The sequence below is a fragment of the Bradyrhizobium sp. CSS354 genome, assembly GCF_029051725.1.
GTDB lineage: Bacteria > Pseudomonadota > Alphaproteobacteria > Rhizobiales > Xanthobacteraceae > Bradyrhizobium.
This window is the reverse complement of record NZ_JAACFU010000001.1, coordinates 493,025-511,293: the sequence shown is the minus strand read 5'-3', so window position 1 is coordinate 511,293 and position 18,269 is coordinate 493,025. Positions and strand designations below refer to the sequence as shown.

The 18,269-nt window shown below is 63.6% G+C and carries 13 protein-coding genes; 9 read left to right on the top strand and 4 right to left on the bottom strand.

Annotation, left to right across the window (positions count from 1 at the left end; genetic code table 11):
* The first annotated feature begins 24 nt into the window (after positions 1–24).
* From GWG67_RS02530 to mdlC, 6 genes are all read left to right on the top strand, one after another.
* A complete protein-coding gene (locus GWG67_RS02530) occupies positions 25–948 on the top strand; it encodes a LysR family transcriptional regulator (RefSeq protein WP_275167566.1) in 924 nt (307 codons plus the stop codon).
* A 43-nt stretch (positions 949–991) separates the two neighbouring features.
* Positions 992–1,459 (top strand): MarR family winged helix-turn-helix transcriptional regulator, encoded by a 468-nt coding sequence (locus tag GWG67_RS02525; protein WP_275167565.1) that lies wholly within the window; start codon positions 992–994, stop codon positions 1,457–1,459.
* Positions 1,460–1,480: 21 nt separating this feature from the next.
* Complete coding sequence (locus tag GWG67_RS02520; protein ID WP_275167564.1) at positions 1,481–3,190, top strand: FAD-dependent oxidoreductase; 1,710 nt, start codon at positions 1,481–1,483, stop codon at positions 3,188–3,190.
* An 87-nt stretch (positions 3,191–3,277) separates the two neighbouring features.
* On the top strand, positions 3,278–4,606 hold the full coding sequence (locus tag GWG67_RS02515; protein ID WP_275167563.1) for an MFS transporter: 1,329 nt from the start codon (positions 3,278–3,280) through the stop codon (positions 4,604–4,606).
* 34 nt (positions 4,607–4,640) lie between these two features.
* Positions 4,641–6,089 carry an aldehyde dehydrogenase gene (locus GWG67_RS02510; RefSeq protein ID WP_275167562.1) on the top strand — a complete coding sequence of 483 codons (1,449 nt, stop codon included), beginning with the start codon at positions 4,641–4,643 and terminating at the stop codon, positions 6,087–6,089.
* 36 nt (positions 6,090–6,125) lie between these two features.
* Positions 6,126–7,733: a benzoylformate decarboxylase gene (gene mdlC, locus GWG67_RS02505; protein WP_275167561.1), complete on the top strand. Its 1,608-nt coding sequence runs from the start codon at positions 6,126–6,128 to the stop codon at positions 7,731–7,733.
* Here the strand turns inward: mdlC and GWG67_RS02500 are convergent.
* The 3 genes from GWG67_RS02500 to GWG67_RS02490 form a co-directional block, all read right to left on the bottom strand.
* Positions 7,730–9,265, bottom strand: coding sequence for a hypothetical protein (locus GWG67_RS02500; protein ID WP_275167560.1), 1,536 nt, complete (start codon positions 9,263–9,265; stop codon positions 7,730–7,732). The genes mdlC and GWG67_RS02500 overlap by 4 nt on opposite strands.
* A 30-nt stretch (positions 9,266–9,295) precedes the next feature.
* Positions 9,296–10,471 (bottom strand): glycosyltransferase family 4 protein, encoded by a 1,176-nt coding sequence (locus GWG67_RS02495; protein WP_275167559.1) that lies wholly within the window; start codon positions 10,469–10,471, stop codon positions 9,296–9,298.
* A 301-nt stretch (positions 10,472–10,772) separates the two neighbouring features.
* The gene (locus tag GWG67_RS02490; protein WP_275167558.1) at positions 10,773–12,116 is read right to left on the bottom strand and encodes a lipopolysaccharide biosynthesis protein; all 1,344 of its coding nucleotides are present in this window, start codon (positions 12,114–12,116) and stop codon (positions 10,773–10,775) included.
* Positions 12,117–12,549: 433 nt separating this feature from the next.
* On the opposite strand from GWG67_RS02490, the gene GWG67_RS02485 reads away from it, so the two are divergent.
* A complete protein-coding gene (locus tag GWG67_RS02485; RefSeq protein ID WP_275167557.1) occupies positions 12,550–13,773 on the top strand; it encodes an NAD(P)/FAD-dependent oxidoreductase in 1,224 nt (407 codons plus the stop codon).
* A 29-nt stretch (positions 13,774–13,802) separates the two neighbouring features.
* Here the strand turns inward: GWG67_RS02485 and GWG67_RS02480 are convergent, their stop codons facing one another.
* The gene (locus GWG67_RS02480) at positions 13,803–14,939 is read right to left on the bottom strand and encodes a GNAT family N-acetyltransferase (protein WP_275167556.1); all 1,137 of its coding nucleotides are present in this window, start codon (positions 14,937–14,939) and stop codon (positions 13,803–13,805) included.
* Between the two features lie 1,210 nt (positions 14,940–16,149).
* Between GWG67_RS02480 and GWG67_RS02475 the strand changes: the two genes are divergently transcribed.
* Together GWG67_RS02475 and GWG67_RS02470 are read left to right on the top strand one after the other, a co-directional pair.
* Positions 16,150–17,298: an ABC transporter substrate-binding protein gene (locus GWG67_RS02475; protein WP_275167555.1), complete on the top strand. Its 1,149-nt coding sequence runs from the start codon at positions 16,150–16,152 to the stop codon at positions 17,296–17,298.
* 211 nt (positions 17,299–17,509) lie between these two features.
* On the top strand, positions 17,510–18,235 hold the full coding sequence (locus tag GWG67_RS02470; protein WP_342761014.1) for a GntR family transcriptional regulator: 726 nt from the start codon (positions 17,510–17,512) through the stop codon (positions 18,233–18,235).
* Positions 18,236–18,269: the final 34 nt, after the last annotated feature.

Here is an 18,269-nt window from a genome sequence, read left to right as displayed (position 1 = left end):
GTCTCTTTTCCTATTTGCGAAAAAATGGACCGCCTGCTCCAGTTGGAAGTGTTCGCCAAGACGGCCGAGCTCGGCAGCCTGTCCAAAGCTGCCGAAGCCCTGCGCATGTCGAATGCTGCCGCGAGCCGCCATCTCAGCGCGCTCGAGGAGCGCCTTGCGGTCCGGCTGATCGAGCGCAACACCCGTCGGCTGTGGTTGACGGAGGCGGGGCAAGAGCTGCTGGAGCGCTCGAGCCGGGTTTTGAGCGAACTGGCGGAAGCAGAGGACATCGTCAGCGATCGCGCGCTGTCGCCGCAGGGCACGTTGCGGGTCACGAGTTCGCTGTCCTTTGCGGTGATCTATCTGGCGCCGATGCTGCCGGCCTTCCGCGCGCGCTATCCGAAGCTCAACATGCAGATCACCACCGCCAACCGGTACTCCGATTTCATCGAGGCCGGCATCGACGTGGCGATCAGGACGCGCGAGCAGGAGCCGGATTCGAACATCATCGTCCGCCGCATCGGCCAGATGCGGCGTGTGCTCGCTGCTGCGCCCTCATATCTCGCAAGCTGCGGCGAGCCGGAACAGCCCGTCGATCTCGCGCGCCATAACATGCTGGTCTACAATCTCGCCAACGATCCCTATTCGCTGCGCCTAAGCAAAGGCAACGGCGCGCAGACTGTCCGCATCACGCCGACGCTCGACAGCAATGACGGCCAGGTCATCCGCGGTGCCGCACTGGCGGGGCTCGGCATTCTCATCCAGCCGCTGTACATCGTGCAAAGCGATATCGCGGCGGGCCGTCTCGTCCCGGTCCTGTTGGAGTGGGAGCTGCCGCTGCTGACGATGAACATCGCATACCAGAACCGTGCCGGACTGCCCGCCAAGATCAGGGTCTTTTCAGACTTCCTGGTCAGCCACATCCGCGAGCATTCGCAGCCGGGGATCTGGATCGACGCGGCGAAGTGAGCGACATTTTCGAATTCAGGCGGCTTTGCAGAAGGCACATCCATTGAAAGCCAGGACATCCGGTACCGCATGGCGGCATGCCAACATCGGTCGGCTGCTCAACAACGCGGTGCGGCGCTTCGAAAGTCGTGTGCTCGAGCTGATGAGCGAGAAGGGGCATGGCGAAACGCGGATCGCGCATGTCGGCCTCACACGCAATCTCGACGTGGAGGGGACCAGACTGACGGAGCTCGCCCGCCGCGCTTCCATGAGCAAGCAGGCGATGGGCGAGCTGGTCGATCAATGCGCCGAGCTCGGCCTGGTCGATCGCATCGCCGATCCGACCGATCGGCGCGCGCGCATCGTCATGTTTACGCCAGCCGGCCGCAAATGGCTCGATGCGTTTCGCGATGCGGTCGATGTCGCCGAGCAGGAGATGCGCGCGGAGCTCGGCAAGGCCACGATGGATGCGATCCTGAAAGGTTTGGCGGTCTATGGCGCGACGTTCGACACGCTCGACGACGTGGATTAGGCTACCTTACCATGCAGCATAATGCTGGTAGGGAGAAGCGTCTTGGAAACATGTCTGACGGCCTCGGTGCTCATCGTGGGCGGGGGGCCGTGCGGCCTGATGCTCGCCAACGAGCTCGGCCGGCGCGGCGTGTCCGCGATCCTGGTCGATGAAAAGCCGGGCACGGCATTCAATCCGCAAGCCAATGCGACGCAGGCGCGCTCGATGGAGCACTATCGGCGGCTGGGTTTTGCCGACGAAATCCGACGCGAAGGTCTGCCAGCGGATTATCCGACCGACGTTGCGTACTTCACGCGCTACACCGGTTACGAGCTGGCCCGATTTCAGTTGCCGTCATCGTCACGCGCGGGCGAGCTCGTCAAGGGCATGTCGGGCTCCTGGAGCGCGGCCGAACTGCCGCATCGGGTCTCGCAAAAATATGTCGAGGCGGTGCTGCGCCGCCATGCCGAGAGAATCCCCGGAGTAAAGCTCAACTACGGCCACAGGCTGATCGGCTACTTAGAGAGCGGCGACGGCATCGTCGCCGACGTCGAATGTCTCGATGATGGCAGCCGATTTCAGATCCGGGCCGACTTCCTGGTCGGAGCGGACGGGCCGCGTTCGATGGTCCGGCAGTCGCTCGGGATTGCCTACGGCGGTGAAACCGGAATGCAGCGTGATTTCATGGGCGGCCGCATGCTGGCGGTCTATCTCCGTTCGCCCCGATTCTACGCGAGCGTCCCGCACGCCAAGGCGTGGATGTACAATTGCTTCAACGGCGACCGTCGCGCCTTCATGGCATCCGTGAACGGTCGCGACGAGTTTGCGTTTCATACGCAGCTTCGGTCCGATGAGGACGAAACTGCGATCACGATCGATGAAGCCAAAGCAGCGTTCCAGCGCGCCTGCGGCGCACCGATCGATTGCGAGGTGCTCTCGTTCCTGACCTGGACCGCCGGTCACGCGCTGGTCGCGAATGGAATGCAGCGGGGCAGGGTGTTCCTCGGCGGCGACGCGGCGCATCTGTTCACGCCGACCGGCGGGCTTGGCTACAACACGGCGATCGAGGATGCGGTCAATCTCGGCTGGAAGCTCGCAAGCGTCGTCAAGGGGGTGAGCCCGGCGGGGCTGCTCGACAGCTATGAGGTCGAGCGGCGTCCGGTGGCGCTGCGCAACACCGATTATGCGCGTCGCTTTGCCGACTCGCTCGGTCTGTTCGCTCCCGCGCCTGACATCGAGGATGCCACCGACGCCGGCGACGAGGCGCGGCGGACGGCGGGCGTCTATCTCGAACAGCACGCCCGCGCCGAATTCAACATCCCCGGCGTCACCTTCGGGGGGCGTTACGACGGCTCGCCGATCATCGTTTCCGATGGCAGCCAGCCGCCGCCGGACGCCGCGAACGTCTACGTTCCGAGCGCCTGTCCCGGCGGCCGCGCCCCGCATGCGTGGTTGGACGACGGCGTCTCCCTGTACGACCTGTTCGGGTTCGAGTGGACGCTGCTCCAGTTCGGCGAGGTCATGTCCGCGCATGCGTCAGTTGCCGAGACCATCCGCGCGATCGGGGTCGATGTGACACTCGTCACGCTGCCGAAATCCCTGCGCGATCTCTACGACGCCGATCTCGCTTTGATACGCCCCGACCAGATCGTGGCCTGGCGCGGCAGCGCGTCACAGGCCGGGATGATCGGAGGCGTCCTCGCCCGCGCACTTGGACACAGCGCGAGCGACGTCGCGCGCCTGGCCAGCTGATCGATCCTGCCGCCGCATCCGATCAGCGGCTGCGCGGCCAATAACAACAAGACAACAAATCGAAAAATCACACCGGAGGAGGAAACCGTGACGACAAGAGCATTGGAGGACTACGACGATCATGCCGCCACCGCCACCGCCACCGCCGAGCAGACGGCGAGCAGCCGCCGGCGTATCCTGATCGCCGGCACCATCGGCACCGCGATCGAATGGTACGACTTCTTCATCTACGGCCTGGTCGCGCCGCTGGTGTTCGATCAGCTGTTCTTTCCGAAGTTCGATCAACTCACGGCGACTATCGCGGTGTTCGCGACGTTCTCAGTCGGTTTCTTGGCGCGTCCGCTCGGCGGACTGGTGTTCGGTCATTTCGGCGACCGCCTCGGCCGAAAGTCCGTCTTGCTGTGTACGCTCCTCATGATGGGACTTGCGACCATGTCGATCGGTCTGTTGCCGACCTACGCCAGTGTGGGTGTGGCCGCGACGGTCGCGCTCGTCATGCTACGCTTCCTCCAGGGTTTTGCGCTCGGCGGCGAGTCGACCGCGGCGATCCTGATGGCGATCGAGACGGCGCCCGGCCACCAGCGCGGGTTCTCGGCCGCGGTGATCCAGGCCGCAGGACCTGTCGGCGTCGTGCTCGCCTCGTTTGCGGCGCTCACGATCTCGCGGCTGCCGGAAGCGGACCTGCTGTCATGGGGCTGGCGCGTTCCGTTCCTGATCAGCGCGGTGCTGGTCGCGCTCGGCGTCTACATGCGCCTGCGCATCGAGGAGAGCGCGACGTTCCGAAAGGCGAAGACGACTGAAGCAGCGCCTGTGGTCGAAGCAGTGCGGGAGCACTGGCGGCCGATCCTCATCGTGTTCTTCGCCGAGATGGCGCAGACATCCTATTTCTATCTGACGGCCATCTTCACCATCTCCTTCGCGACCCGTCAGCTCGGCGTCCAGAAGGACGTCATCACGCAGGCCGTGCTGTTCGCCAATCTCGTCGGGCTCGTAGCGATGCCCCTCATCGGCGCCTGGTCCGACCGCATCGGACGAAAGCGTCTGTTCCTGGCCGGCGTGGTGCTCGCAGCCATCTCGATGTTTGCATTCTACGGTGTGGTCGCGAGCCGTGACACGATGCTCGTGACGTGCGCGGTGATCCTCGCCGCGGGGGTGATCCATCCGCTGATGTTCGGGAGCGAAGGAAGCTATTTCCCCGAACTTTTTCCGACCCGCATCCGCTTCACCGGCGTCTCGATCGGAAAGCAGCTTGGGACGGTGCTGGGCGGCGGCATTGCGCCGCTGGTCGCCACCAGCCTGTTTGCGCAGACGGGCTCCACCTACGCGATCACAGGATACTACGTCGCGCTCGCGCTCGCGGCGATGATCGCGCTCGGCTTCGCGCGCGAAACCGGCAAGTCGCGGCTTCTCGGCTAGGACGAGCGCCATTACCAACATCAGGGAGGTTTTCATGGACGTCAGTCTTCTCATCAACGGGCAGGAACAGGCCGCTTCCAGCGGCAAGATGTTCGAGCGGCGCAATCCGCTGTCGCAGGAGGTCGCAAGCCGCGCGGCCGCCGCGACCGCTTCCGATGCCGACGCCTCGGTGGCGGCGGCCTCCGCCGCATTGCCAGGATGGTCGGCACTTGGCCCGAATGCGAGGCGCGCTCTGTTGCTGAAGGCCGCAGATGCCCTCGACGCCAAGCGCGATGCCTTCGTCAAGATCATGATCGCCGAGATCGGCACGACAGAGATCTGGTCGGCCTTCAACGTCAAGCTCGCGACCGGCATGCTGCGCGAAGCGGCGTCGCTCACCACGCAGATCGCCGGCGAGGTGATCCCGTCGGACAAGCCGGGATGTCTCGCGATGTCCGTTCGCCAGCCGGCCGGCGTCTGCCTCGGCATCGCGCCGTGGAATGCGCCGATCATTCTCGGCGTTCGCGCCGTGGCGACGGCGCTCGCCTGCGGCAATACGGTCGTGCTCAAGGCGTCCGAAATCTGCCCGGGAACGCACAGGTTGATCGGCGAGGTCTTCAAGGACGCAGGCTTTCCGCCCGGTGTCGTGAATGTCCTGACCAACGCACCGGCCGATGCGCCCGCTCTGCTCGAACGCCTGATCGCCAATCCAGCCGTGCGGCGGATCAATTTCACCGGCTCGACCCGCGTCGGTCGCGTCATCGCCGAGCTCGCCGGGCGCCACCTCAAGCCGGTGCTGCTCGAGCTTGGCGGCAAGGCGCCTCTGGTCGTGCTCGACGATGCCGACCTCGACGCCGCCGTCGCGGCCGTGGCGTTCGGCGCCTTTATCAATCAGGGCCAGGTCTGCATGTCGACCGAGCGGGTGATCGTCGACGAGGCGGTGGCGGCGTCCTTTGTCGAGAAGCTCGCGAAGAAAACGGCTGCGCTTCCGGCCGGCGACCCGCGCCGCGGTCCGGTGGTGGTCGGCTCGATGATCGACGAGGCGCCGGCCAAGCATGTGGTTGCACTGATCGATGACGCGACCGCCAAAGGCGCCGTCAAGCTCGCGGGCGGCGACCGGGTTGGCACAGTCGTTCCGGCCACCGTGCTCGACCGCGTGGTGCCCGGCATGCGCATCTACACCGAGGAGAGCTTTGGTCCCGTCGTCTCGGTGATCCGTGCAAGTGGCGTGGACGATGCCGTGCGGCTCGCCAACGATACCGAGTACGGCCTCTCGGCCGCCGTGTTCGGCCGTGACGTCGCGCGTGCGCTGACGGTGGCGCAGCGGATCGAGAGCGGCATCTGCCACGTCAACGGCCCGACCGTGCATGACGAGGCGCAGATGCCGTTCGGCGGCTTGAAGGGATCGGGCTACGGCCGCTTCGGCGGCCAGGCCGGCATCGCCGAGTTCACCGATCTGCGTTGGATCACCATCGAGACCCAGCCGCAGCACTATCCCTTCTAAGCGCGCCGCAAGCGAAGCCCACCAGGACGTCCATTCATGAATACGAAAGTTCTCACGGTTCGGGAAGCGACCCTCGGTGTGCTTCGCTCCTTTGGCGTTGATCGCGTTTTCGGCAATCCCGGCTCGACCGAGCTTGCCTTCCTCGGCGACTGGCCCGACGACATCGAATACGTGCTCGGTTTGCAGGAAGCCTGCGTTGTCGGCATGGCGGATGGCTATGCGCAGGCGACGGGGCGTCCGGCGTTCGTCAATTTGCACTCGGCGGCCGGACTCGGTCATGCCCTCGGCAATCTCTTCACCGCGTTCCGCAACAAGACGCCGATGGTCGTGACAGCCGGGCAGCAGGCGCGCAGCCTGTTGCGGATGCGACCCTATCTCTTCGCCGAGGACGCCGCACAGTTTCCAAAGCCCTATGTGAAATGGAGCGCCGAACCGGCGCGCGCCGAAGATGTTCCAGCGGCGATTGCGCAGGCCTTTCTCACCGCCATGCAGCATCCGCGCGGTCCGACATTCGTGTCGGTCCCGTCGGATGATTGGGCGCGGCCCGCAATCGCTCCGCCGGTCCGCCACATCGCGACGGAGTTTGCGCCCGATCCGGCGGCGATCGTTCGGCTCGGCGCGGCGATCCGAGCTGCCAAAAGGCCTATCTTCGTTGTCGGGCCCGACATCGATCGCGGCGGCTGCGTCGACGCGATGGTCGCTGTGGCCGAACAGGCGAGCGCGGCCGTTTGGGCAAGCCCGATGTCCAGCCGTTCGAGCTTTCCGGAATTGCATCCGCTGTTCGCCGGCTTCCTTCCGGCAGCACCAGGAGGTCTCGCCCGCGCCCTGCGCGGCGCCGATCTGATCATCGTGGTCGGCGCGCCGGTGTTTACTTTCCATGTCGAAGGACAATGCGAATTGCTCGACGACGGAACGCCGGTCTGGCAGATCACGGATGATCCGACGGAAGCCGCATCCGCTTCTGTCGGTGACACCATCATCAGCACGCTCCCGAAAGCACTGGCTGGGCTGCTGTCGGCGATGCCAGATATCGCTGAGCGCGAGGTGCCGGCCCCGCGCATGCGGCCTTCCGCTCCTGCCGCGCAAAATCCGATTCCGCCGAGCCATGCGCTCGCCCGGCTCTCGGCGTTGATGCCGAGCGATGCGATCGTGGTCGAGGAGGCGCCGTCGCATCGTCCTGCCATTCAACAATTCCTGCCGCGGCCGGGCGCGGACAGCTTCTACACGATGACGAGCGGCGGACTTGGTTACAGCCTGCCAGCCTCCGTCGGCGTGGCGCTGGCGCGGCCGGGCCGCCGCATCGTCGCCCTGATCGGCGACGGATCGGCGATGTATTGCATCCAGGCGATCTGGACCGCGGTGCAACGCCGCCTGCCGATCGCCTTCGTGGTCATGAACAATTCAGGCTATGGCGCGATGCGCGCCTTCAGCCAGCTGATGCAGGCGCATCGCCCGCCCGGAATTGACTTGCCCGGGCTCGACTTCGTGGCGCTCGCAAGGGGAATGGGTTGTCCGGGGCGGCGCGTGACCGATGCCGGGGATGTCGACTACGCCTTGACCGAAGCGTTGGCATCGAGCGGCCCGGCGCTGGTCGATATCGCCGTCGATGACGCCACGACGGACCTGTTCAGCCATCCGCGTTAGCTGGCGGTAGAGGGACTGGTTCGCGGCGACAGAACGGCCGATGGAAATTTGCCCCCAAAGGCGCGGGTCTTGGGTTGAACACGCGATCCGTCGATCACCTCGAGCTGTCCGCAGCGGTTCAAGGTGTGCAACTTCCTGCCGGGCCATACCGGTCCGGGCCTCAGAGAGTGACGGACGATCTGCTTGAACGTCGTCGGCGATAGTTCGACGATTTCCGCCAGCGCGAGCGCTGCGCCGTAGCCGTCGGCACAATCCTGGACCGGTCGCCACAATTTGTCATTGATGGTGACGAAACTCCCCGCAGGTCGCGTGCTCGCGCGATCGATCAGGACCGGGTTGCTGGCGTGCGGCAACCAGGGGCCCATGAGGTGCTCGGCATAATAGATCGCCAGCGAATCCGAATAGCCGCCGGTGCCGTCGCGCCAGGCTCCGAACAGATAATTCAGGCCGTTGTGCCGGGTGATCGTGGCATCGGCCAGCTCGACGCCCGAAAGCAGCGTTGCGTGCCGCTCCCATTTGTCCGGAAACCGAACGCATTTATAGAGGGCGACGTCCCCATTGATCGAGCTCTCCGGGATCATCCACAACGCGCCATCGTCCTCGATGAGGAACGGATAGGAGAGGTGCCAAGGCTCCTCCAGAACGGGGACGACCGCTCCGATCGGGCCGGCGTCGTTGAACTCGATCGCGGAAATGATGCCTTTTCCAACCCGGTGATCAAGGTCTTCAAAGAAGACGAATGCTCTTCCCTGCCAGGTGATGGGGAAAGGATCGGCGTAGAAGTGGTTTCCCGGATCGGCAAGGACGTTCCACGAAGGCCCTGACAGATCTCCGGTCTGCCAGACGCCTGCGCCCTTGTTGATGCGCCATCCGACATGCCAATGCGGGGCATAGCAGCAGAGCCGATAGATCTCCTTGGCGATCGATATGGCGAGCCCGCGCGCGACGTACGCCGCCGGCGGGCGGCCGTTACCAATTCGGGCGGGGCGTGCCAGCTGCGGCACGATGCGTGGCCGTCCCGACAGGATGGCCGCCAGCATGGTCAGGGTTCGCGCCATGACCGTGTCGAGCGCGCCGCTCAAGCCGGCTGCGATTTCTCCGGAGGGGTGGCCGCGATCGAGGACTGCACCGTCGACCTCGTCGATGATTTCGATCACGGGCAAATCGCCGGCGAGAATGGCTGCAAGGGCGGCGTTTTCGCCTGCGGCTCCATTGAACAGCGGGCGGAGATACTGCCGGGCGGAGCAGTTCGGACCCCGCGTGGCACTGGTGAAATCGACGATGACATCTGCCGTCCCGGCGCGAGCCTGCATTCGTTCGGGACTGATCATCAGCCTGTCGGTGCCGCTGTGCTTGCCTTTGTGCAACACCAAACGTTCGAGCTCGAACAGCGCGTCGAGACCTGTGGGGCGCGGCTCTGTCGTTGCCGTCCATATGATCTGGACCGGGACATCCCGGCCGTCGACCGACAGCGTCTCGCGGCCCATCCACTGCCGCGCATGCTCAATTTCACAGCGAAACTCGATGGTCATGTCGAGCCGATCCGTTTCAATGCGTCCCGATCAAATGACCTGGCCGAGAATTCGAACGTATTCCTCCACCATGGCATCCACTGAATAGCGCAGCTTCAGGCCTTTGGCGTTTTGCCGCAGTTCGTCGCTCAGTTTTTGGTCCGTCAGGAGCCTGGAGACGGCCGCGGACAGCTTGGTACGATCGGTGGCATCGACGAACAGCGCTGTCGGTTTGCCTTCGACGGACAACACCTCGCGCAAGACCGGAAGATCGGTGACGACGGAGGGAACGCCGGCGTTTGCGGCCTCCACGGCGGCGAGGCCGAAGGTTTCCGCCTGTGTCGGAAATACGAACACGTCGAGAGCGGCGAGAAACTCCGCCATCTGGTGCGGGGTGATTTCGCCGAGCAGATGCAGCCTGTCCGATACTCTCAACTCAGCTGCCAACTGCCGCAGCCGGGCCTCGTCGGCTCCCTGACCGGCCAGTGCGAGATGCCAGGACGGTTGATCCGGCAACAGACGTATCGCCGCATCGAGCCGCTTGTGCGGGTGCAATCTTGCTGCGCAGCCGAGCACGGTGCGATCCGGCGGCAGATTGAAGTTCTGTCGCGCAGCTTGCTTCGTCAGCGTGAGGGCCTTGTTGTCGAAGCCGTGCGGGACATGCACCATGCGCGCGCGATAAGCCCTGGGGTAGCGCGAATACTCGCGCTGCATGTCCAGCGAATTGAGCGTGATGCGGTCGAAGAAGCCGAGGCTGCCCATGGCGATGTCGGCGATACGGACCGGCCAGCTCATCGACAGCGCGGAGGAAACCTGATTGGCGATGACAGGCGCGCGGCAGATCAAGCGCGCCACGCCGGCGCCGATGACATTGCCGAAGTGCTGAAACGTCAGAACGGCGTCGGGCCTGGTGGCCTTGATGTGGCCGCCGAGCGTCCACAGCATTTGCAGCAGCGCCAGCGGATTTCCCGGCCGGCTCGACGCGCAATAGATCGTGTCCGGCGGCTCATCGAACGATTCCGACTTGCGGAAGAAGAACAGATTGGTGACCCGATAGCCGCGGGCGGTCAGCCCGGCGCCAAGCAGGCGCGAGATCTCCTGCGCACCGGCGTTCTCGGCCTGGGTCTGTACGAGGAGGACGTGCAGCTTTCGTCCGCTACCGTTGGACGGCGGAAGTGCTGTCGCAGTCGTCTCGCCCAACGCCCTGTTTGGCTGATAATGGAGCACGGATCCCGACCCATTGAAGAAACGAATTTTTCACCTTCTTAACCGCCTATCTACCATGCGGGCATCGCGCGGACACCGACTAGCAAGAAACGGAGTTAATGCGCCCTGCCGCAAGGGCGTCGTTCACCAGGGTATTCCGGCGGTTCCCGACGAAGCGAAGAGGACGTGGGTAACTGCCGACCAGCCATCGATGTTCAGGTTGGAGCGGGCCACTGAGAGCGTGCGAAAACGACTCTGCCGGTGCGCTGACGGTCGCCGGTGCGCTCCTTCATGCGGGACACGCCCGACGTATTCTGACGCTCTATTCACCATCCGCGGCACGGACCGCGTAGGCGCTAGGCTTCGACGCCGAGAAACGCAGAAGCCCCAAAATCGAGGGGTCGACGCCGGTTCGCCGGCGACAGATGATGTTGAGGGCGATGGTCGCGAGCGCCAGCGATACAGTGGCCGAGATTGCTGCGCCAAGAACGCCGAGCCAGGGAATGAGGACGAGAAATCCGATTAGCCGCAGCGCTACGTTCCCGGCAATCACGGGGACATACTCGCGCTCATAGCCAGTCAGCTGCAATATCGCCGCAGACGGACCGCCCGCCGCCTGGAACGCCGTTCCGATGGCGAGCACGATCAGAACCCAGTGCTGCGCAGCGAAATGCGGCCCGAACAGGTTGAGCAGATGGGGACCGCCAACCCAGATCAGGAGTAGTCCGCTGACTACGCACACCGCGGTCACTTCCGCCATGAGCCGCAACGTTCGCTCGAATTCCTGATGGTTCTTGCTGAAGTACAGCGAGGGGAGCCGACGTGCGCCAAAACTGTACAATGCGGCCGACAGCATGGCGAAGATGTTGGCGAGGCGCGAAGCGGCAAAGTAAATTCCGGCGGTTGCCGGGTCCAGCATCCAGTAGACCAGAATGACGTCGAAATATTGGTTCGCGGCTTCGAGGATGGATGCGGCCCAGAAATGAAGCGCGCTCGATCTCCAGCGCGACGGCTCGGAACGCACCGTCGTGCCGCGGAAATCCGGCAGAACTCGCGCAATCGCGATGATCTGTGCAACCAGCCCGACGGACATGGCAAGCGTCATCACGGCGATCAATTCGGCGGGATCGAGCAGCCGATGGCCGGACATGATTGCGAGCAGAAACAGCACGACGCTGACTCGCCAGAAGAACTCCCTGTTTCCTTCTCCCATGAGAATGCTGACCAGCGAGCGTGCGATCTGGCTGCCAAGCATCAGCCCCGCATTCACGGCCGTGTAGGCCGACACCGCGACAACCAGCAGCCACGAGGCGCCTTTGATGTTGGCGCCGATCGCGATTGCGCCGATCGCAATCAGCATCGCGACGGAGGAAATCTTGAAGCTCGATAGCAGCACGCCTTTGGTGAGATCGGGCTGATTTCCAGCCCGATACTCGTTCAGAAATCGCACCAGCAGCGATTCCTGGCCCACCAGACCGACGACCGCAGCCATCTGGGCCACCGAAAGCCAGGTCGCAAAGATGCCGAACCCATCGGGCGACATCGTTCGTGCCGCAAGCGAGAACAACGCGAACGCAAGCGCGCCGCTACCAACCTTGAGAAGGATGGTTCCGGCAACACCGCGAGTCACGTCGCGCCGCATGAACTGGACGATGGATTCGATCATGGAAATTTAAGAGGCAACTTCCCCTGAAGAGACATTTTCCGATTACCTCCAAAAGCCTAGCATGCCGAAAAATCGCGAGTGTTAATGGACGGTCTCCGTGATCCTGCCGACCGCGGCGACGTCGCGGTCATGCCTGGTGCTTCACTATGGAACATCGCTGACCCCACTGTCCCGGATAGAGCAAAGTGCAGCCCAATCGCGTGGCGGCATAGCGCCGCATCGACGGCCGATGAGGCGAGATGAGCCGCTGGAATGCGGACCAGCTCGCCGGGAATAGCCGTCCCGAGCAAGGCGCGTGCCGGACCTCATCGGGCCGGGCAGGTCTCCGCTGCATTAACCGAGATATCGAGAAATGATCGCGTTTGGTCCTGCGATGCGACATCAGGCGTGAGAATTGCTCAGGCAATCATCATTGACCGTGGGAGCCTGCACCATGACGGCGGATAGCAACGTGCCCGAGCCGATTGCCGCAGCCGGCACTTCGACGATCGCCGCCGACATCGCGATCGTTGGCGGCGGCCTTGCGGGCTCGCTCGCGGCGGCCGTGCTCGCGCGGTCGGGGCATCGTGTCGCTCTCGTCGACAAGCGCGCGGTCTATCCGGACGAGTTCCGGGTCGAGAAAATCGGCGGCCATCAGCTGGAGATGTTGCGCAAGCTTGGCTTCCTCGACGCGCTCGAAAACGTGGCCTGCCGGTATGACCAGGTGCTCAATATCAGGGAAGGCAAGGTGGTCGATGTCAGCGTCGGCCGGGCTTACGGACTTCCATATGCGGATCTCGTCGCCATGGCGCGCAGCCAACTGCCTGATCCGTCGAGCCTGATCGTCGACGAGGTCACCGCCGTCAAATGCAGCGACGATATCCAGCATATCGAGCTCGCGTCCGGGAGGCGCTTGACAGCGCGCCTCGTCGTTCTGGCCACGGGCATGGCGGGCGTTCTCGGCTACAAGCTCGGCATCAAGCGGCGCGTGCTGGCCGAGCGTCATTCGGTCTCGTTCGGCTTCACGATCGCCCGCCGGGATGATGCGCCGTTCGACTTCGAGGCGCTGACCTGTTACGGCGAGCGCACGGCGGACGGCATCGATTATCTCAGCCTGTTTCCCGTCCGTGCTGGCGTGCGGGCAAATCTCTTCATGTTCCGCGACCCGACCGATCCGATCATGCGCGAGTTGCGCCGCGAACCGGAAGCGACGGTTTTGCGCCTGCTGCCGGGATTGCGCGCCTACCTCGGCGATTTCCGCGTGATCGACCGGGTGCAGAATTGGGTGATGGACCTGTCCGTCGTGGAGGGACACCTTCAGCCCGGCGTCGTGCTCATCGGCGACGCCTTCCAGACCAATTGTCCGGCCGCTGGCACCGGCGTTGCCCGCCTGCTGGTCGACGTCGAGCGCCTCTGCACCGAATATGCGCCGCGTTGGCTCGGGACCGAGGGCATGAGCCAGGAGAAGATTTCGGAATTCTATTCCGATCCCGACAAGGTCGCGTCGGACCAGCAATCACTGAAGATGGCGCGCTTCCGGCAGGCCCTGACGTCCCGCAACGATATCGGCTGGGACGTGCGGCGGCGGCTGCACTTTCTGCGACGCAGTATCACCCACCGGGTCGATCAGATGCGTCCGGGCTGGCTCGCGCATGTTCGAAGCGCGCTACGCGCCTGAGAGCCGCGCCCGTCGGCGCCTCGCGCCGGTCAGCGCGTCGGCGTTGAGGTGCGGGTTGGCAGAAGCCTGAACTCCGACATTCGCTTGGCGGCCAGTTTGAGCCAAGGCGCCTGTTTGAGTGCGAACAGGGAGAAGGCGCCCGTGGTGCTGCCGGCCTGCGTGACGGTCCACATCGGCGAAGGCTCCGCGCCGAACTGCTTCTTGTAAGGCTCGTCGCCGATGGTGAAATCGAGCATCTGATCCCCACGCTCGATGCAATCCTTCGCCACCTGCTCGAACATCAGTGCGCCCAGGGACTGGCTCTTGTATCCGGCAATGTCGAAGGCGCCCATGATCACGAGGAATCTACCGCGATGGCAGAGACCGAGCACGGCCGCAATCACCTCGCCGTTCATCTTCATGGCATAGAGCCGGACAAAGGAGCCGAGACCGCGGTGCGCTATCTCGGAATAGAAGCCGTAATATTCGGGGCGCTGGAGCAGATCTCCGTCGCCATGTGCCTGAAAGCGCGGCCCGCGAAATTTCTTCATCACGTCCAACACCTCCAGGACGGAGGCGCTGTCGCTGCAGCATGAAAAAATTACGTCGCCCTTCTTCTGGAGCTGCCGGGCTTTCTTTGCGAGCTCCTTCTGGTAGGAACGATCCAACGCACTGGCGCGCCATTGTTCGAATGGCGTGACGAGAACGGTGGCGTAGGCATTGGTGTCCATCGCTATGCGGCGGGGCGCAGCCAGAAGGTTCTCGATCGGAAGCCGTCCATCCGGCAGCTTGGTCATCCGGAGCAGATCGAACGGGCGGACGAGGCATCGAATTTCTGCGCACGCACTCTCGTCCTTGAGCAGCTCGGAAAATACCTGCGGGCTGCACACCGGCGCCAGATAGTCGGAGACGCGGAGGTCGGCGAATTCGACCGTCCGTATCGGGCCGCGCCGGATCCGTAGCAAGGGCAGCACCATCGCAAGGGCGCCCGTCGCGCGGTGGCGGACCACAACAACCAGAGGAGTTGCCCCCGCATGAGACGCGAGCCTGGTGTAGAGGGTGTCCAGCCAGAGCGGATGCTGGAACGCGGTGGCGGCCGAGTTGTCAAACAGCTCCGCGTAGTCGGGCGACAGGAAGTCGAATCCCTGCTCGATGGCGATGTTGAATTTGTTGCTAGGTCTGTTCATGTGCAACCAAGAAAACAGATGGCTCGGGGTGGTCGATGGAGCCGGATCTACGCTCTATAGCAGGGTCGTTGCGGGGGAGACACCGGCGGCGTGTGATTTGCATTAATCCTTCGAGCAAGGCTCGTATGGTTACCAAACCGTTAATTTCCTGATCGAGCGGCCTCGCGGCATGGAGGTTGACCTATGAGAGAAATTACAGGCCGCGCTTAAGGAAAGTCAGACGGAGGTGGACTCCGTGGAACCCGGGAGCGCGCAGCCGCGTCTGCGCTTACAGGTCTCAGGCTGAGACGCGTCGGCCGAAACAGCCACGACCGCGTCAACCCCTCTTTTCAAATATATTCCACTTTACCGAAATTCGGAAACGGCGTATGTGTCGCTCATCCCGGCTCGTTCTTGAGGGGCGATCTTGTGGTCGTCACGTTCGCAAGCCGGGCTTGCGGTGGACGCGGCAGTGTTCGGGTGCGAGAGGTGTGGGCAGGGCGGATTGCTCTCCGTGAGCCCAAAACTTCGTTCCGACGAGCGGCGCTGTTAGGTTCGTCTCGTCATCAGGTCGGCGGCAACGTGCACAACGCCGTCGAAACCGGTGGCGAAATGGCGAACCGTGCGTACGGCAAAACCGTGTGGTCCTGGCCGTCGTTGCTACGGTCAAGCCCTGGCGAATGCGGCATCTGCGTCAACCGGCGCGATGTCGGTGAATTTCGCTGGGACGAGGGAGGCCAGCAGGAACTCGGCTCCCGGGAGAGCACGGCATAAGCCGTCCAACCATCGCGCAGGGAAGGCCGAGTGATTGGCTACACCTGTATGCTGCTGTGCGGTTTTCCTGCGTGTGCTTTTCGCGCAGCGGACCGCGGGTGCCAGCCGGCACCCGGCCTTCCCTGCGCCCTCTTGGATAAGAGGGTGGAGTGACGAAGCAAAGCTCGGGCGAAATGCGCCGCGAGAACGCGACTGTGCGTCCGCCTACCCAGAGAGTCCGGTTCGGGCACCGATGCCTTGTCCCTACCGATGGCTTGTCCCTAACGCTAGGGACAGACGCGTTGCTGCGATCCGCTTAGCATGGTCCGCCCGGTTGCTCGGGACCGCGGGAGGAAACGCGTATATCGGACGACATGCCTTCTGAGCAACGACGGTGCCCCTGGGGAGCAGTGCAACCTCGAGCCGGGCGCCCGATGCAGCCGGCGGAGTCATCAAGGCGGACAAGGAGGAACAGGATATGAAGATCGGTTTCGCGCGAGCCTCGCTTCTTGTGGCATGCGTCCTTTATGGAACTGCTGCTCACGCGGACATCAAAATTGGAATTGTGATTTCAGCAAGCGGCCCGGGATCCGCTTTGGGCCAACCGCAGCTCAAGACGGTTGCAGCTCTTCCGAAAGAAATCGGTGGAGAGAAGGTCACCTACATCGTCCTGGACGACGAGTCGGATTCGACCAAAGGGGTCCAGAACGCACGCCGGCTGGTGATCCAGGACAAGGTCGATGTGCTGGTCGGCTCCTCTCTGACCCCGGTGACCATGCCGATGCTGGATGTCGCGCTCGAATCGAAGACGCCGCTGCTGTCGCTCGCTGCCGCTACCGCCATCGTTCAACCGATGGATGAGAAACGCGCCTGGGCTTTCAAGGTCGTTCCCAATGACGACCTCATGGCGGCCGCCATCCTCAAGCATATCGCGAAATCAGGCGTGAAGACGCTGGGCTATATCGGCGTTTCGGATGGCTACGGCGAGGGCTACTACAAGGAGGTGAGCCGCCTCGCGCCCACGTTGGGGCTGACCGTAACCACACATGAGGTCTATGCGCGAGCCGACACCAGCGTCACCGGTCAGGCGCTGAAGGTGATGTCGACCAATCCCGATGCCGTCTTCATCGCCTCCGCAGGAACCCCGGCGGTCTTGCCGCAGCAGGCGCTCCGCGAGCGCGGATACGCCGGGAAGATATTTCAAACACACGGCGTGGCCAGTGAGGAGTTCATCAAGCTCGGTGGCGCGAACGTCGAAGGCGCCGTATTCGCGGGCGAGGCTTTCACCATTGCCGCCGATCTTCCCACGGGAGATCCGTTCCGTCGCTCGACGGAGGAGTTCGTGACCGCGTATGAAGCGGCGAACGGGCAAAAGCCCAACATGTTCGCTGCTCACCTCTGGGATGTCGTCGCGCTGATAGGAAAAGCTGCACCGGATGCGCTGAAGACGGCAAAGCCTGGCACAGCCGAATTTCGCGCGGCTCTGCGCGACGCACTCGAGCGTGGGCAGAACATCTATCTCAACAATGGGCTGTCGAACATGAGCAAGGCCGATCACAACGGCTATGATGAGCGCTCGGCCTTTCTGATCAAGGTCGAAGGCGGGAAGTTCCGCCTCGCAAAGTAGCGGGGCGCCAATCAGTTTTGTACGAGCGGGTGGCGGGACACCATGCCTGCGCCGATCTGGTCCGGTGGTCCGTTTTGGGGATCCAGAGATGGCTGTCGGGGATGGGGGCGCTCTCCATTCCCGGGCGTCCAACGCGGCGTGAGATGAACAAGAAAAATCGATTTTCGATTTTCTATTGACCCTTTCCCATTGCCTTGCCATCATTCCACCCATGGGTCCGCTTCAGTTTCATATGACCGGAGGCCCCGGGGACGGTCCGCGCAGCCTGACATCGGCGTTGCACGAGCGCTTGCGCGCCGACATCCTGGCGACGCGGCTGCTTCCGGGCCAGAAGCTGCATATCTCCGGCCTCGCCAAGCAGTTTTCCGTGAGCCTTGCCGCCGTACGTGAGGCACTTTCCCGGCTGGTCGCCGACGGGCTCGTGCTGGCGTCCGACCAGCGTGGCTTCCGGGTGAGCCCGGTGTCGCTCGCTGATCTCGCCGACGTGACGCAGACCCGGATCGATATCGAAGGCCTTGCGCTCCGTCGCTCGATCGAGCGGGGCGACGATGCCTGGCTTGTCTCGGTGAAATCCGCCTGGGCGGACCTGAAGGCGGTTCCCTATCGCTACCCCGACGATCCGACGGTGCATTATGAAGAGTGGGTGGTGCGCCATCGCATCTTCCATCGTGCGCTGGTCAATGCCTGCGGCTCACCGTGGCTGCTCGGCTTCCGCGACGTGCTGCACGAACAAAGCGAGCGATATCGCCGCCTCTCGATCCGCAGGGAAGTCGGCAAGCCGCGCGACGTTGAGGCTGAACACAGGGCGATTGTCGCTGCCGTCGTCAAACGCGACGCGGACGCGGCGGTTCGCGCATTGTCAAAGCACTTCGGCATCACCAAAGAGTTTGTCGAGCTCGCCGCGCCTCGCATTGCGGAGGTGAACGGCGCAAACTGACGATCCGGACAAATCCGGCAAAGAAAAACAGAGA